This is a genomic window from Paenibacillus sp. FSL M7-0802 (assembly GCF_038004945.1).
Classification (GTDB): domain Bacteria; phylum Bacillota; class Bacilli; order Paenibacillales; family Paenibacillaceae; genus Paenibacillus; species Paenibacillus polymyxa_B.
In genome coordinates this window covers 1,313,920-1,329,125 of sequence record NZ_JBBOSD010000001.1, presented here as the reverse complement: position 1 = coordinate 1,329,125, position 15,206 = coordinate 1,313,920, and the positions used below count along the sequence as shown (strand labels likewise).

Sequence of the window (15,206 nt, the reverse complement as noted above, 5' to 3'; positions counted from 1 at the left end):
GATTGTTGAGCTTATAGATCTACATATGGTTTAACATGAACGTGAAGTGCTGAATTTATCCATCAAAGGGATTGACAAGATACATTATGTATCATAAATTTATAATAAAAATACGATATGTATCTATTAAAGTGTCTTGAGCAGAGGTAGAGGAGGAGTTTGCTTGATTGAAAAGCAAGGCGGAGGGCTGGTATTCCTGTTAAGTGTCCCTCGGAGTGGAAGCTCGTTGCTTACCGCCATTTTGCAAAACCATTCCCGCCTGTTTGCCACACAGGAAATGTGGTTTCTGCTCAGTTTATATGATCTTCCTCAGTCACATGTACGGCCATATGGAGGAACAGGGATACTTCGGCAATTTTTTAAAGGTATGGTTCCCTCCGACGTATTGGAGCAGGCCTCCCGTTCGTATGCACTTGAAATATATAATGGTCTGCTTCAAGGAACTACAGCAGATATGCTTATCGACAAATCCCCGCGTTACTATACGGTGCTGGAATTTATAGACCGTTTATTCCCTGATGCCCGCAGGCTGTGGCTTATCCGGAATCCTTTAGCCATTGTGGCCTCATTCAAAAAGGTCAATCAGCTACGGAATGGACGTTTTCAACTGCTGGAGGAACTGGGGAGTCCGCATTTTAATATGAAAATGACGGATATTACGGTTGGTTTGTTCCGTTATGCTCATTATTTTGCTACACCTCATCCACTTGCATACCCGCTTAGGTATGAACAACTCGTATCCAATCCAACGATGGAGATCGAGAAGCTGTGCAGTTTTCTGGGGATCAAGTATGAGCCGGGGATGGAAAAGTACGGAGACTTTGCGGATACGCCCAAATCCAGTCTTTTTTATAGTATGGGAGCGGGTGATCCATTCGTAGGAGAGCATGAGCAGGCGCATCAGGATTCGGTACATAGCTGGCAACATTTGTTGAGTAAAACGGAAATTGAGCTGTATTGCAGAAGCATTGGGTCCCGCATGTTTAGGCAGCTTGGGTACGCGGAAGCGTTGGAGCAGGCTGAGCAGATGACTGGAGTCCGCTTTGAAGATGAGCCGGATATAGAGCTGCTGAGTCAACGTACACAACAATTTCTCCAACAAAGCGGCTTTGAATGGAAGGCAGCTTATCGGATGCTGGAAGACCGGGATGCAGATAACAGAGAACTTGTGATAAATGCAACCCGTCATACTGTACCTCAAGATCTGGCAAGGATGGAGGTGGACCAGATCGTGAACGATCGGCGGATCCAATCACTGGAAAACAGGTTGGCACATAGCTATGAGGAGCGGAACCGTCTTATCGCTCAGCTCCAAAGCTATCAACGCCCAAATCAAGGTCTCCGATCTCGCAGCCTCTTTGCCCGTAAGCTCGGGCGCTTGGCGTCTGTAGCGTTATCAAGCATAGGAAAAGAAAAAGGGGGAAGAACGTGAGTGCGATTGCCGGAATCTATAGCTTTGGACATGAGTCCGTAAGCACCGAAGAAGGCGGGAAAATGATGCAAGCCCTGCGAAAATATCCCGCTGACCGCGTATGCGCTTGGTGCGAAGGCTCAATATTTTTGGGTTGTCATGCCCAGCATGTGACCCCGGAATCTGTTCATGAGCGTCTTCCCTTCTATGATGAGCTAAGAGATTTGGCAATCACGGCGGATGCGATTATTGACAATCGTTCCGAGCTGTTTGAACGGCTGGGAGTTGAGCAGGAACGGCGGCAAGATATCACGGACAGCGAGCTGATTTTGCTGGCATATGACAAATGGGGAGTGGAAGCAGCCAGTTATCTGATAGGTGATTTTGCCTTTGTCATTTGGGATGCCAAGGAACATCGATTATATGGTGCTCGAGATATGACAGGAAATCGTACGCTGTACATCTACCAACATGACCGAGGATTCGCGTTTAGCACGGTAGTCGCTCCACTTTTGGCCCTGTCCTCTCTGCGAAAAGAACTGCATGAACCGTGGCTGGCCGAATTTTTGTCCATCCGTGCCATGCAGGAATCCGTCGATATCGGAACGACTGCATACAAGCATATCAACCAGCTTCCTCCTGCACATTGGTTCACTATGGAGGAGGGGAAGCGAACCCTTCATAAATATGCATGTCTGGATGAGGTAGAGCCACTGCGGCTCAAAACAGGGGGCGAGTACATAGAAGCTTTCCGCGAGGTGTTCACACAGGCGGTCACTGCCCGACTACGGACGCATCGTGCTGTAGGGGCTGCCTTGAGCGGAGGGCTGGATTCCGGGGCGGTTGCCAGCTTTGCCGCGCCATCGCTGCACCTGCAACAAAAGCCGCTGCATGCATACAGCTATGTGCCTGTTCAAGATTTTACAGACTGGACACCGCCTACATTGCTGGCGAACGAACGAAGCTATATTCAGTCTACGGCTCGCTATGTAGGCAACATTCACGAAAATTATATGGATTTTGAGGGGAAAAGTCCGTTTTCTGAAATTGATATTTGGCTGGAACTCATGGAAGCACCCTACAAATATTTTGAAAACTCCTTCTGGATCAGAGGTTTTTATGAAAAAGCACAGGAGCACAATGTCGGTGTACTATTAACCGGGGCACGAGGCAATTTTACCGTATCATGGGGCCCTGCACTAGACTATTATGCCCGGCAGTTTCGTCGTTTGCACTGGTTGCAATCCTTTCAGGGATTGTGGCGGTACAGCAAGCTTACGGGCAGGCGTATGTCTCATCTACTCCCTGTGATGTTGAAAAAGGCGACTTCGCTTGAATCTCGTTCATGGCTGCGGCGTAGCAATCGAAGTCCCGTTCCTTCACTGATTCACCCGGAGTTTGCCAAACGGATGCATGTAGAAGATATTCCTGTATTGAGCGGAACAGGCTGGATGAAAAACGCCGATCAGACGAGAAAAGAGAAATTTTCGAATTTGGCGATTGCTAACAAAAATGGTGTGGTCGCGACCAAACTTTCACTACGGTATGGCCTGTGGGAACGTGATCCGACCGGAGACAGCCGAGTGATTCGCTTTTGCTTATCGGTGCCTTTTGAACAGTATGTGCAAAACGGTCGGGACCGTGCCCTCATTCGTACGGCCATGCGTGATCATCTACCTGATGATGTTCGGTTGAACCAGCGGGTACGCGGTGTACAGCCTGCAGATTGGCTACATCGAATGCTTCCTTGCTGGGATACGTTTATGGGAGAGCTTCAACTGATGTGTCATGATTTACGAGCCGCCGAATATCTCAATATTGAGTTTATTAAGACGGCTATGGCGAAACTTCACCACCCCCGCCCTGAGCAGGCGTCTGATCCGAATATACGACTACTAATGCATAGCCTGATCGTGTACCGTTTTCTCTGTAGATTGAACTGATCGAACCTATCCGGTCAGACAGTTCGCCATTCGTTGGAGGGGAGGTGATGAGATGAGTAAAAAAGAATGGCAGGAACCGACGATAGAGGTGCTGGATATTAACCAGACTATGGCGGGTAAAGGCTGGAAACAGATTGACTGGGTGTCTGACCACGATGCCGATCTTCATAATCCAAGCTAACACATGGTTATACATGCAGCCGATGTTGGGCTGGAAGCAAAAAACTGGTCCGATAACGACTGAATGAACGAGAATAGCATAATCCATTGGACTCGTATTCAATACAAAGCCGTCTTTATTTCTTCGGGTTAGAGGTATTGCCCAAGAAATAAAGACGGGATTTTTAAGGACAGAGGAGTGAGTCCTATCGTGCATGACAGGAGTGCAAATGTCAGTTGGACGAAATATATAGCCTTTGGACTCAGAATTGCCAGTGAGCTGAATCTGCCTGAGCTGATCCTGGCAGCACCGGAAGCAGTAGAGGATGTAGTCATTCGGCAGGCTGATTTAACTGCATGGAGTGGTCAGCTGGAGCAGGCCAATTTTGTGATGCTAGATGAGCGATTTATGTTCCAAATACCAGGCACGGCCATTTATGCCGTCAGGGAAGGCAAGGAGATCGAAGTAAGCATATTCTCCGGGGCCGATCCTGACACCGTGCGGCTGTTTGTGCTGGGTACATGCATGGGTGTTCTGCTGATGCAAAGACGAATATTACCTATTCACGGAAGTGCGGTCGTCATCGGGGGGAGGGCCTACGCATTTGTGGGTGAATCGGGTACGGGCAAATCGACACTGGCTGCTGCTTTTAGGCAGGCAGGTTATCAGATGGTTAGTGATGACGTGATTGCTGTAAAAGCTACGGCTTCCTCAGCCATCGTGTATCCAGCTTATCCGCAGCAAAAGCTGGGGTTGGATAGCTTGCTCCAACTGGAGGCTTTACGGGAGAACAAGCATGCACGCAAAAGAAATAACATACGGTCCCTAACTGATGACAATTCTGTAATGCCACAATACAGTGATCTGCGTATGCTTGCAGGTGAACTGAATAAATATGCCGTACCCGCCGTAGATGAATTTTTTAACGATCCGCTGCCCTTAGGGGGCGTATTCGAGCTTGTGGCAGATTCTCCAATCCGTGCGTTGATGCGCGAAGGGGAGCTAGTGGCGGTTACGGAACAGCCCTTGAACGTTCTGGAGTGCTTGCATACATTACTACAACATACATATCGTAGGGTGATTATTCCGCGAATGGGTTTGAGTGAATGGTCGTTTGATACAGCGGCTAGGATGGCTCGTAAAGTAGAGGGCTGGCGGCTGCTGAGGGATAGTTCCGTCTTTACTGCGTCCGAGGTTGTACAACGGGTACTTGATATCATTCGTAAGGAGGAAAAGAGTTATGGCAGCCACTAATTCAGCTAAAGACCATTATCGCGTCATTTACGGTGAAGAGGTCTATGTCAGTGATATGGACGGAGAAAAAGTGATGATGAGCATTAACACTGGTAAATATTATAACTTAGGCTTCACAGGAGGACGAATCTGGGAACTGGCAGAATCCGGTCCTTCCCTTGGCGATATCGTAACTGTCCTGACGAATGAATATGAGGTGGACGAGGAACAGTGCAGACAACAGGTACATACCTTTGTGGCTGAGTTGGAGCGGGAAGGACTGTTGAAGCTTCTACGGGAGTCGGTATAACATGCGGATACAACGGCTTCTTCTCCTGTCTCCAGAGGTTAGGAGATTGTTGCCGGAAGCCTGGCTGGAGCTGGGATGGGCGAGGTTGCGCCAGCGTCGTTCTTTTGGGGATTACTCAAGGGTTTGGGGCATATGTATGGAAGAAACTCCATGGAAGTGTGATGTCAGGCAGGAGAAGTGCATTAAGCAGATTTCGCACGCTGTGGAGCTGGCAAGCCGTTATACTCCTTGGCGCAGTAGTTGTCTTGTACAAGCCGCTGCGGCGATGACGTTGCTGGGGCGCAGAAAACTGGACTGCACGCTGTATCTGGGCACAGCCAAAAATGCCGCTGGACGCTTGGCCGCACATGCATGGGTACGTAGCGGACCGATTTATGTTACGGGGAAACGGGAGATGGAAGCATTTACGGTGGTGGGGATATTCGGGAGACGTGCTGTGACGGATACAAATACAAAGATGGCAGATAAAGGTAGTTCTTTACTTTAATGCGATGAGACAAGAAGGAGAAGAATGCATGCCCACCAAGTCTGTTTTGGAACTTGCGAATTGGAATGAGGATCAAGAATTAACGTTGTTATTCTCTCTATTGGGGAAAGACGTTTCTCATTGGCAGGATAAGACTGCTGCTACCCAGCTGCGTGAGATGGATTGGGTCCGCTTTTTACGTCTGACCGAGCACCATCGAGTGGTACCTACGGTGTATCTCCAGCTGAAAACATTGAATCATCCGTTCATTCCCGTAGAATTGTTGCGAAACCTTCAGGCGCAGTATCATCGAAACACGCTTCGCATGCTCCATCTTCAAGCAGAAGCCGAGCGTCTGACCAGGCTGCTCATAGCTCATGGAATTCGTGTGCTTATGTTGAAGGGTCCTGCTCTGGCGCAGCAATTGTACGGGGATGTTTCTCTGCGTACCTCCAAGGATATAGATTTACTCATTGCCCCTGACGATATGGATGAGGCTGAGCATTGGATGAAGGAAGCCGGATATGCGTCCAAGAGCGGAGAAGTGCGTGTCCTTGGAAGTTGGAAATGGAAGGACCATCATGCATCCTACCTCCATCCGCAAAAACGGGTAGAGATTGAGCTGCATTGGCGGCTTCACCCGGATGGGGGTGGGGAACCCTCTTTTGACGAGCTGTGGAACTGCCGGAAAATGGGCAAAGCTGCAGGAACCAGTCGGCAGGTATTGTTGGGACCTGCCGACAACAGGACTGTGATGACGTCCTGTATGTATACGCTGAGCAGCGAGCATCAATTTCTGTACTTGAGCGCGCATGGTGCGCGTCACGGCTGGTTCAGGCTACGCTGGCTGGTTGACATCGACAGGCTTGCGGTATGTGCTGTCGATTGGGAGGCGCTACTGCCGATGATGTGCCGCTACGGGGGCCTGCCTGCTGGGGGGCAGGCTTGGGCACTCGCCGCTGCGCTGTTGGGTACGCCGATACCGGAGCCGATGCGTCCGGCATCGGCTACCCGGCAGGCGCACAGGCTCGCGCTGAGCGCGCTGGCCTTCATGCAGGCCAGCGTTCCCGCACCGTACCCGATTGCCCACGGGCCGAGTACAGGTAGGCTTGCTCCATCAGAGCTGCTGCATAGCAGAGCTTTGGCGGAGCAAGCGGAGGCCGCCCCTCCGGATGGCGGTGCTTCGGTATGCGGTACCTGTGGCGAAGCAGCCATGCTTGCCACCAGTGGCGTTACTAGCATCACGGAAGATGCCAGTAACGCCGATCATAGCCCGATGAGCACTGCTACCAGTTGTGCCCCCATTACTCCAGCTGTCGCCTCCAGCCAAGTCATGACCAGAAACACGGCGGCTGCCCATCAGCCGGTCAGCCGCACTTACTTGCTTTCCTTAAAAGAGCCAAGACACAGACTATGGTACCTCATCAGCCGTTTGTTTCCTTCTACGGGGGATTCGGCCGTTTTTCCACTGCCTCGCCAGCTGCATTTTTTGTATATCCCTTTACGTCCATTTCTTTGGCTGAAGCGGCGATTTTCAAAGCACTGACTCGATAGAGGATTTTGCAAAAATCCAATAAGCGACTTTCAATGAACAATATATAGATCGAAATGGTCTAGTTCGTCTATATATTGCACTTTGGAGCGACTGGAATCGAATTTTTCAAAATCCTGGATAAGGAGTGTGCATTATGGTTCACCTGCGATTATATATGACAAAGCTGTATAGCGTGAACGGCGGTGCGTTATTTCTCAATATTGGATGTATGATCATTGTCAGCCTGCTGGAGGGTTTTGGCATTTATATGCTTGTTCCTATGCTGGCGGCTATCGGCGTATTTGTTGGTCATTCAGGGATGCCATTTCTGTCTGGTGGATTGGAACATTTTTTGCCGTTCATTCCTAAAAGCTGGCTGTTGCCGGGGATGTTGATGGTTTTTATAGTGCTGCTTACAGGGCAGGCTTTGCTTCAGCGTTACCAATCCATCCTGAATTCGCGGATTCAGCAGCGTTTTATGCGCTCTTTGCGAATAGACGTGTACACTTCCTTTATGAAGGCGCAGTGGGCATTTTATTTGCGTCAGCGTAAATCTGATTTTAGCCATGTGATGACGACCGAGCTGGCGCGTGTCAGTCAGGGAACGAATTTGCTTCTTCAACTGACTACTGCTGTCATGTTTACGATGATCCAGATTGCGTTGGCTTTTTGGTTATCCCCCTCTTTAACCGGGCTGGTATTTCTGAGTGGATTGGGGCTGTTTGTCGTGTTCCGCCGCTCCATTCGAAATGCCAAACAATTAGGTGATCGTACCACTGAGCTGTCGCAGGTTTATTTTGCTGGGATTACGGATCACATGAACGGCATGAAAGATATTAAAAGCAATCTGTTGGAAGCGGCGAATATCCATTGGTTTCGCTCCCTGACACAACGCATGGAGGATAATACGACCCAATTTGTCCGGCAAAATGCGACCACACAGTTTTTTCATCGTACAGCGGCAGCTGTTTTTGTCGCTTGTGTCATATTTACATCGCTGCAGTGGCTGCATGTTACTCCTGAAAAACTGATTGTGCTGATTCTTATATTTTCACGCTTATGGCCCCGATTTGCTCTTATTCAAGCGAGTCTGGAATACATCATGTCTATGATCTCCGCTTTTGAGAGTGTCACCAAGGTGCAACAGGAGTGCGAAGCTTTCACAGATCCGTCATTGATTGTATCTGCATCTGTACGGCAACCCCTGTCCCTTCGTCATGGGATCGAATGCAGCCATCTGGATTATCGCTACGATGGTGCAGCAGAGTCTGCGCTGCGTCAAATTAACTTGTTCATACCCGCTCGGGGAATGACAGCCATTGTAGGGAAATCGGGAGCAGGTAAAAGTACAATGGTCGATGTCCTGATGGGTTTTTTACGTCCAACTGGGGGGCAGATTACAATAGACGGGCTTGTTCTGGACGACGAATTGTTGCTCCAGTGGCGGCAGTCGTTTGGCTACGTGTCACAAGACCCATTTTTATTTCACGCGACTGTCCGCGAAAATTTGATGCTGGCAGATAAGGATGCTAGTGAGCAGCAGCTATGGGAGGCGTTACATTTTGCCGCCGCAGACAACTTTGTATCCAGATTGCCCGAAGGGCTGGACACAGTAATTGGAGATCGCGGGATTCGTCTGTCTGGAGGAGAACGTCAACGGCTAGTATTAGCACGGGCTGTCTTGCATCATCCTTCGGTACTTATACTAGATGAAGCGACAAGTGCGCTGGATGGTGAGCATGAAGCCGCAATTCAGGCAGCACTGGAACGGATGAAAGGTCAAATGACGTTGATCGTCATTGCTCACCGCCTGTCAACCATCAGACATGCGGATCAAATTGTCGTACTGGATCAAGGCGAGGTCATACAGCAGGGGAACTACCACCAACTGGAACAAGAGGAGCGGGGGGCGTTCAGTCAGCTACTATCGTATCAAAGCAGTGTCACCGCCACCCCTTAACCAGACTTTTCTGTAACTCAGCTTAAGTTTCTTTACGTTTGGCAGTGCTTCTTTTCTTTTTGACTGGAGTCGGAGAGATGTTCTCGCCTGCAACAGCCTGCTGTGCTGTTGGGGCCGCTGGTTTACGCGCAGGGCGTTTTTTCGCAGCAGGGCCGGGATCGGTAACGACAGGTTGCACTGCCTCGATGCTGGCCTGAAGGGCGGCCATTAAATCTACTACATTGGTCTGAGGCTGTGTTGGGGCGATTCGCACCTCTTCACCAGCCACTTTATGTTGAATGAGATCCAGAAGACGCTCGCGGTACTGATCCGTATACTTTGCTGCATCAAAAGGTGTAGATAGCTGCTCGATTAGCATTTTTGCCATGGTCAGCTCCTTCTCTTTAACCTCCTCCTGCCCCGGTAAGTTAGGCACTTGAGCAATGGGGCGAATTTCATCGGGGTAAAACATCGTCTCCACCGCCAAACATTCATCCAACACCCGAATAGCCGCCAGGCTGCTTTTAGAGCGGATGGAGATTTGGGCAATCCCGATTTTCCCGGTATCCTTCATCGCATTCATGAGCAGCTTATACGCATTGGAGCCAGCTTGATCCGGGGACAGATAATACGTTTTCTGAAAGTAAATCGGATCAATTTCCTGCAAATCCACAAAATCTAAAATAACAATATTTTTATCCGCTTGTCCGCTAACTTGCTCCAGTTCCTCCTTGTCGAACATGACAAATTTTCCTTTTTCATATTCGTATCCTTTTCCAATTTCCTCCCATTCGACCTCCTTGTCACAAACGGGACACTTTCGTACATAGCTAAGTGGGCTTCCACACTCCTTGTGAATATAACGCATGGAAATGTCCTTATCCTCAGTCGCAGAAAACATTTTAACGGGCACATGAACCAGCCCAAAGCTGATCGCACCTTTCCAGACTGTATGCATTACGCCGCTCCTCCTTTTCTTTAATCCGCATTTTGTATCCTTCGATTCCAACGCTCGGCTGTGAGCATATCCATTTTTCACTTAGATTTTTCACTTAGTATGCTTCGGAGAAAGGAATGTATGAGGTGTAAAGAAAAGAGCGAGCCAACTAATCTGCATTCTGAGGTATGACTACATCGCATAACACAATGATATGAAGTTGTTAAGTTACATTAGTTATATTAAGATAAGGGATAAACAACGATTTTGACATTTTAAAGAAAGGAGTGTTCATGTCATGAAGAAAAGATCATTAAACTTTATATCTTTTGGATATGGATACTCTACTGCTGTTTTTTTCTAAAATCATTTTTATTGGTGGAGTCTGCCTAAAAATGGTTAGAAGAAACGGTAGAAAAATTTAAAAATGACGAGGTCGATTTCGGCTACCTTACTGCTCTAGGATTGCCTGAAATAAAAATTGAAATTGAAATTTGGGCAGCTAAAGCATAAAAATAATACGCACCTCATTTATGGGATGGAATCATAGATAGCCCCGGTCTTCGTGAGAAGCTGGGGCTGTTTTATGTTTAAATTCACGAAAAATGTACATCCGTCGTCGCAAGCAAACGCACTAAAAGATTACCGAGCATCCCATAGTGACGAGCTATCCGCATCTGCATCCTTCGATTCCAACGCCTTGGCTGTGAGCAAATCATTTTTATGTTTCGTACAAAGGATTTGTATGAGTTGTGAATGAAGACTGCGAATTGCTTCCGCGTGCGCATGGTTACAGCAAGTTTGGTGCATAGTAAGGCATATCCGATTCAAAAGGGGGTACACAATTTATGTCCGGAAAATCCTATCCTCAGCAAATCAGGCATCGTGTGGGTCAAAGCCAAATCGCCTTTCGGGGCCCGGCTGGAGGCGAACAGGATGCATTGCCGCCCGAGTTTGCTCTTTCACATGGAATCCGTCCGCCTTTTCCCGTAGCTGTGGCTCATGTGGATTTGGAGGCTGTAGTTTCAACTTCGCCTTCTCATAGCATCCCTTCATTAGACGTTGAACGGATTATAGATGAAGACTAGGTGAACTATATTTCTGAATGAATGCACACAACAACAAACAGGAGGGGAAGAATAACATGAACGTGGAACGAGCAAAAGCTATTTATGATTCATCTGAAAATATTGCCGTACAATTGGATGGTAAACCGATCTGGATTGAGCATGTAGACCAAGCAAACGGTATGGCAACGGTACAGATAGGTAGCAGACCCGGCAATACCCAAACCGTCCGTGTGGATCGTCTGGAAGAACAATAGAAGAGGGCACCAAACCAGATTTTTCCCATAGTATGGGGTATAGCTTTAGAAAGATCTTGGACAGCTGTAGGCTTTCATCGTAGAATGCTGCTTGAATGATCCCGCTTCAACCCTAAAAGGCTCGCAATTGCTCAATGAGCAATTAGCGAACCTTATTTGTAATAATAAATGCAGTCGAGGGAACAAGTTAAACGCCAGACAAGTTAATTTGAAGGTGGAGTTGGTTCCTTTACATGACTTTATACTGCAATGGCCTTTAAATGTGGTGAAATCATCAGTTTAGCCTCAGTTGCCAATTGAACGTCTTCCACCGATAAACCCGGCGCAATTTCCTTCAGCATCAGTCCACTACCTGGAATAACATCGATGACAGCCTTTTCGGTTACGATGGTCTTTACAACATTTACAGCGGTGAGGGGCAGTTTACATTGTTCCAGTATTTTCGGCGCTCCATTTTTGTTCACATGCTCCATGGCTACAATCACTCTCTTGGCTCCGACCACCAAATCCATGGCTCCCCCCATGCCCGGAACCTTTTTCCCTGGGATCATCCAGCTTGCAAGGTTGCCTTTCTCATCGACCTCCAGGGCGCCCAACACGGTGATATCCACATGCCCTCCACGGATGATAGAAAATGAAAGCGAACTGTCGAAAAAGCAAGCTCCTTCCATAGTTGTAACATAGTTTCCGCCTGAATCGATACAATCGAGTCTTTCTTTCCCCTGAGTCGCTTTTGGGCCTACACCGAGGATTCCGTTCTCAGCCTGCAGCATAATATGAATGTTTTCGGGGATATAGTCTACCACCATTGTAGGCATTCCAACACCAAGGTTGACAACTTCGCCATTTTTAAATTCCTGGGCTATTCTTCGAGCAATGAATTCTCTGTTATTCATGCGTTTTCACCCACCTTTACAATTGCGTCGACAAATATTCCGGGAACGTTGACATGATTGGGGTCAATTTCTCCCGTCTTTACGTATTCGTCTGTCTGAGCAACTACATACTCTGCCGCTGTAGCCATTACCAAATTGAAGTTACGTGAAGAGCCGTTGATGACAAGATTTCCCGCTTCATCAGCCTTATGAGCTCTGATTAGCGCCACATCTGCTTTGAGCGGCAGTTCGAGCAAATATTCTCTCCCGTCAATTTGGATTTTCTTTTTTCCTTCCTCTACAATGGTGCCTACACCTACAGGCGTTAAAACACCGCCCAAGCCTGCTCCTCCTGCACGTATTTTTTCAGCGAGCGTACCTTGCGGGAAGAGTTGAACCTCCGCTTCTTTCGTCATCAGGAGCCTTCCCGTTTCCGGATTAGAGCCAATATAGGATGCAAAAATCCGCTTTACTCTGCCGCTTTTTACAAGCTTATAAATAGATAATTCCGGTGTGCCTGTATCATTGGATATAATCGTAAGATTGCTGGCGGGATTGGTGTCGACAAGCGCACGTACAAGTTCCTCCGGAAAGCCTCCTGCCAGAAAACCTCCGACCATAACGGTGTCTCCGTCTTTGATCTGCTTAACTGCTTCTTCAGCGGAGATTACTTTGTTATTCATGGTTCCTTCTCCTTATATATATATTTTTAGGAAAGCAACTTTATTGGAGATAATCATAGAGGACTCTTCCATATGGAAGCGTTAAATCGGCAATAAAATGTTTTCCGCCAATATAAGCTTTTACCGGCAAATCTGCCACAGGAGCGTTGACATGGGGAATCAGGTTTAACCTCGCAGGCCCTGACCAGGCGCCTTTTACCGTAATGTTTTCGAGATTATACGCTACCAACTGAGCAATTTTAGGGGTACCGTCAACATCAGGAATTAATTTTAAATTAACTTGCGTTTTTGCGATGGCTTTAGCCGTTTCCTTTTCATCAAGAATGTTATATTTGAAAGGCATGGTTCCCGTGGCCACCAGGACGTTGTTGTAATGCAATGTACCCGTCAGCGTCTCCGTCTCCTCAACGATCAAGCGGGGCTTCGCCCATTTTTTCGGAAATCCCCAGATTTCACGTCCTCCCAGAATAGCAGGCGCGTTATCCAAATACATTTGGGCAACAAAATTACAGGGTTCTCCATGAAAAGTACACGGAATGACAATACCGCTTTCCTCATAGCTTCCTAACCCGGATGAATCGGGCATCTTGATCCATTCATAGGAAACGGTATTGCTTCCATCCGGCTGAAGAGGTTCCGGGACCGCCTGTCTAATCGCAGCGGGATCGGATTCATAGGTAATGATGAAAAATTCCCGGTTGATGAAGCGACATGGCGGGCGCCCATAACTGCCGCTGGCCGCAGGCATGGATTGGAGTGAAAGTACTTCTTTTTGATTCATAGCGATCTCCCTTCCTTTTAAGAGGTAGTTCTAAAAGTCATCCTGAACTCGCACTTTAAATGAGTGCATTTTCAACTAGCATCGCTATTCCCATTCCCGTTCCGATGCATAACGAGGCGATGCCGTAACGTGAAGATCTTCGCACCATTTCATGAACCAGCGTAACCAATACCCTAGCACCGCTTGCACCGACAGGATGCCCGATCGCGATCGCGCCGCCATTGACATTCACCTTCTCAGGATTGATTCCAAGCTCTTTCAATACCGCTAGTGCTTGTGCGGCGAACGCTTCATTAATTTCAAAAAGATCGATGTCATCAATAGACATTCCCTGTTGCTTCAGAAGTGACGAAATGGCCTTCACCGGTCCCATTCCCATATATGCAGGGTCAACGCCAACAAGTGAATAACCCTTGATATATGCCAACGGCTTTAACGCATGTTCCTTACATTTGTCTTCCGACACTACAAGCATAGCCGCCGCGCCATCATTGATTCCTGAAGCATTTCCGGCGGTAACTGTTCCGTTCTCCTTAAACGCAGGTTTTAATTGAGCAAGTTTTTCTTTCGTTGTATTTCCTCTTATGTGTTCGTCCTCCGTGAAAGAAATAGTTTCTTTTTTGTTTTTGATCATGACTGGAACAATCTGCTCTTCAAAAAGCTTCTTGTTTTTAGCTTCTACGGCCTTTATCTGGCTTTGATAGGAAAATTCATCCTGCTCAAGTCTTGAAATTCCATATTTCTCTGCAACATTTTCTGCGGTAATTCCCATATGGTAATGGTTGATCGGGCACGTAAGACCGTCGGCCACCAGGGAGTCTACCAACTCACCGTTGCCCAGTTTGTAGCCGTTTCTTGCATTCCTTAGCAGGTAAGGGGCATTCGACATGCTCTCCATGCCTCCGGCCAAGACGATGTTGCCTTGTTCCGCCAATATTGAATTGTAGGCTAAAGCAACGGCATGGAGTCCTGAACCGCAAACCGTGTTTATCGTTGTTTCGGGTACATCAATAGGGATACCGGCTTTTAGTGCCGCCTGTCTGGCAGGATTTTGGCCATTGCCCGCCTGAAGAACATTTCCCAAATAAATTTGATCAATCAAAGAAGGCTCTAATTTACTTTGCTGAAGGCATGCTGTCATCACAGTTGCTCCCAGTTCAGGAGCGCTTAGAGGCGCAAGGGTTTTGTTAAAAGAGCCGACCGCTGTTCTCAACGGGCTTACTAAAGCTACTTTTTTCATTAAAAACTCACATTCCTTTCGTTGTGTTCAAGACACAATACATCCATGATTGCACTTCAATTCGTAATTTCCGTTCTTAACCTACGAGATGTAGCGACTGCAAGATACATTTGCTTGCGGGCATATCATGGTGCCTAAGACAGTGAGTGTGAGGGTTCGATCGCCTTCTCTCGTTGGAAATTAAAACCAGTTTCATCATAGTTCTAATGCAGATTTTGCTCAATGTTCAAAAATATACACATATCTATGTACAGATGTTTATAGAGCCATATAGGCCACAATAATTAGGCCATTCTAACGTTTTCTGTTAATTTCTTAATTTTTCTGAAAATCATGATCATAAATTGAATTTTCTGTTAAAAATGAAAGT

Annotated in this window: 15 protein-coding genes; 10 read left to right on the top strand and 5 right to left on the bottom strand. The window is 47.5% G+C overall.

From position 1 onward, the window contains the following. Positions 1-163 precede the first annotated feature (163 nt). The 8 genes from MHB54_RS06665 (at position 164) to MHB54_RS06630 (ending at position 9,017) form a co-directional block, all read left to right on the top strand. Positions 164-1,432, top strand: coding sequence for a sulfotransferase family protein (locus tag MHB54_RS06665; RefSeq protein WP_264454057.1), 1,269 nt, complete (start codon positions 164-166; stop codon positions 1,430-1,432). Then, on the top strand, positions 1,429-3,354 hold the full coding sequence (locus MHB54_RS06660; RefSeq protein ID WP_076157926.1) for an asparagine synthase-related protein: 1,926 nt from the start codon (positions 1,429-1,431) through the stop codon (positions 3,352-3,354). Before MHB54_RS06665 ends, MHB54_RS06660 begins: the two co-directional genes overlap by 4 nt. 52 nt (positions 3,355-3,406) lie before the next feature. Continuing rightward, positions 3,407-3,535: a paeninodin family lasso peptide gene (locus tag MHB54_RS06655; RefSeq protein ID WP_023987454.1), complete on the top strand. Its 129-nt coding sequence runs from the start codon at positions 3,407-3,409 to the stop codon at positions 3,533-3,535. 189 nt (positions 3,536-3,724) lie between these two features. Then, complete coding sequence (locus MHB54_RS06650; protein ID WP_053324867.1) at positions 3,725-4,768, top strand: dephospho-CoA kinase; 1,044 nt, start codon at positions 3,725-3,727, stop codon at positions 4,766-4,768. Continuing rightward, a complete protein-coding gene (locus tag MHB54_RS06645) occupies positions 4,755-5,057 on the top strand; it encodes a lasso peptide biosynthesis PqqD family chaperone (protein WP_053324868.1) in 303 nt (100 codons plus the stop codon). The genes MHB54_RS06650 and MHB54_RS06645 overlap by 14 nt, the downstream gene beginning before the upstream one ends. Before the next feature lies 1 nt (position 5,058). After that, positions 5,059-5,544, top strand: coding sequence for a lasso peptide biosynthesis B2 protein (locus tag MHB54_RS06640; protein ID WP_023987457.1), 486 nt, complete (start codon positions 5,059-5,061; stop codon positions 5,542-5,544). Between the two features lie 28 nt (positions 5,545-5,572). Beyond that, positions 5,573-7,069: a nucleotidyltransferase domain-containing protein gene (locus MHB54_RS06635; protein WP_264454056.1), complete on the top strand. Its 1,497-nt coding sequence runs from the start codon at positions 5,573-5,575 to the stop codon at positions 7,067-7,069. 142 nt (positions 7,070-7,211) lie between these two features. Beyond that, positions 7,212-9,017, top strand: coding sequence for an ABC transporter ATP-binding protein (locus MHB54_RS06630; protein ID WP_071559030.1), 1,806 nt, complete (start codon positions 7,212-7,214; stop codon positions 9,015-9,017). Between the two features lie 22 nt (positions 9,018-9,039). Here MHB54_RS06630 and ku read toward each other — a convergent pair whose 3' ends face one another. Next, positions 9,040-9,954, bottom strand: coding sequence for a non-homologous end joining protein Ku (gene ku / locus MHB54_RS06625; RefSeq protein WP_013309197.1), 915 nt, complete (start codon positions 9,952-9,954; stop codon positions 9,040-9,042). A gap of 827 nt (positions 9,955-10,781) precedes the next feature. Here ku and MHB54_RS06620 point away from each other — a divergent pair. Both MHB54_RS06620 and MHB54_RS06615 read left to right on the top strand, forming a co-directional pair. Further along, on the top strand, positions 10,782-11,021 hold the full coding sequence (locus MHB54_RS06620; protein WP_023987461.1) for a hypothetical protein: 240 nt from the start codon (positions 10,782-10,784) through the stop codon (positions 11,019-11,021). Positions 11,022-11,077: 56 nt separating this feature from the next. Next, positions 11,078-11,257, top strand: coding sequence for an H-type small acid-soluble spore protein (locus MHB54_RS06615; RefSeq protein ID WP_023987462.1), 180 nt, complete (start codon positions 11,078-11,080; stop codon positions 11,255-11,257). Positions 11,258-11,496: 239 nt separating this feature from the next. Here MHB54_RS06615 and MHB54_RS06610 read toward each other — a convergent pair whose 3' ends face one another. The 4 genes from MHB54_RS06610 to MHB54_RS06595 are packed head-to-tail and all read right to left on the bottom strand — an operon-like array spanning position 11,497 to position 14,836. Beyond that, positions 11,497-12,153 carry a 3-oxoacid CoA-transferase subunit B gene (locus MHB54_RS06610; RefSeq protein ID WP_023987463.1) on the bottom strand — a complete coding sequence of 219 codons (657 nt, stop codon included), beginning with the start codon at positions 12,151-12,153 and terminating at the stop codon, positions 11,497-11,499. Continuing rightward, the gene (locus MHB54_RS06605; protein ID WP_023987464.1) at positions 12,150-12,815 is read right to left on the bottom strand and encodes a CoA transferase subunit A; all 666 of its coding nucleotides are present in this window, start codon (positions 12,813-12,815) and stop codon (positions 12,150-12,152) included. Before MHB54_RS06605 ends, MHB54_RS06610 begins: the two co-directional genes overlap by 4 nt. 40 nt (positions 12,816-12,855) lie before the next feature. After that, on the bottom strand, positions 12,856-13,596 hold the full coding sequence (locus MHB54_RS06600; protein ID WP_340981480.1) for an acetoacetate decarboxylase: 741 nt from the start codon (positions 13,594-13,596) through the stop codon (positions 12,856-12,858). Positions 13,597-13,651: 55 nt separating this feature from the next. Further along, the gene (locus tag MHB54_RS06595; protein WP_068938649.1) at positions 13,652-14,836 is read right to left on the bottom strand and encodes an acetyl-CoA C-acetyltransferase; all 1,185 of its coding nucleotides are present in this window, start codon (positions 14,834-14,836) and stop codon (positions 13,652-13,654) included. Positions 14,837-15,206: the final 370 nt, after the last annotated feature.

Excerpts from the sequence above, each read along its gene's own strand:
- MHB54_RS06655 (WP_023987454.1), top strand. The coding sequence starts at position 3,407 with ATGAGTAAAAAAGAATGGCAGGAACCGACGATAGAGGTGCTGGATATT.
- MHB54_RS06605 (WP_023987464.1), bottom strand. The coding sequence starts at position 12,815 with ATGAATAACAAAGTAATCTCCGCTGAAGAAGCAGTTAAGCAGATCAAA.
- MHB54_RS06630 (WP_071559030.1), top strand. The coding sequence starts at position 7,212 with ATGGTTCACCTGCGATTATATATGACAAAGCTGTATAGCGTGAACGGC.
- MHB54_RS06640 (WP_023987457.1), top strand. The coding sequence starts at position 5,059 with ATGCGGATACAACGGCTTCTTCTCCTGTCTCCAGAGGTTAGGAGATTG.
- MHB54_RS06645 (WP_053324868.1), top strand. The coding sequence starts at position 4,755 with ATGGCAGCCACTAATTCAGCTAAAGACCATTATCGCGTCATTTACGGT.
- MHB54_RS06620 (WP_023987461.1), top strand. The coding sequence starts at position 10,782 with ATGTCCGGAAAATCCTATCCTCAGCAAATCAGGCATCGTGTGGGTCAA.
- MHB54_RS06635 (WP_264454056.1), top strand. The coding sequence starts at position 5,573 with ATGCCCACCAAGTCTGTTTTGGAACTTGCGAATTGGAATGAGGATCAA.
- MHB54_RS06610 (WP_023987463.1), bottom strand. The coding sequence starts at position 12,153 with ATGAATAACAGAGAATTCATTGCTCGAAGAATAGCCCAGGAATTTAAA.
- MHB54_RS06595 (WP_068938649.1), bottom strand. The coding sequence starts at position 14,836 with ATGAAAAAAGTAGCTTTAGTAAGCCCGTTGAGAACAGCGGTCGGCTCT.
- MHB54_RS06615 (WP_023987462.1), top strand. The coding sequence starts at position 11,078 with ATGAACGTGGAACGAGCAAAAGCTATTTATGATTCATCTGAAAATATT.
- MHB54_RS06600 (WP_340981480.1), bottom strand. The coding sequence starts at position 13,596 with ATGAATCAAAAAGAAGTACTTTCACTCCAATCCATGCCTGCGGCCAGC.
- ku (WP_013309197.1), bottom strand. The coding sequence starts at position 9,954 with ATGCATACAGTCTGGAAAGGTGCGATCAGCTTTGGGCTGGTTCATGTG.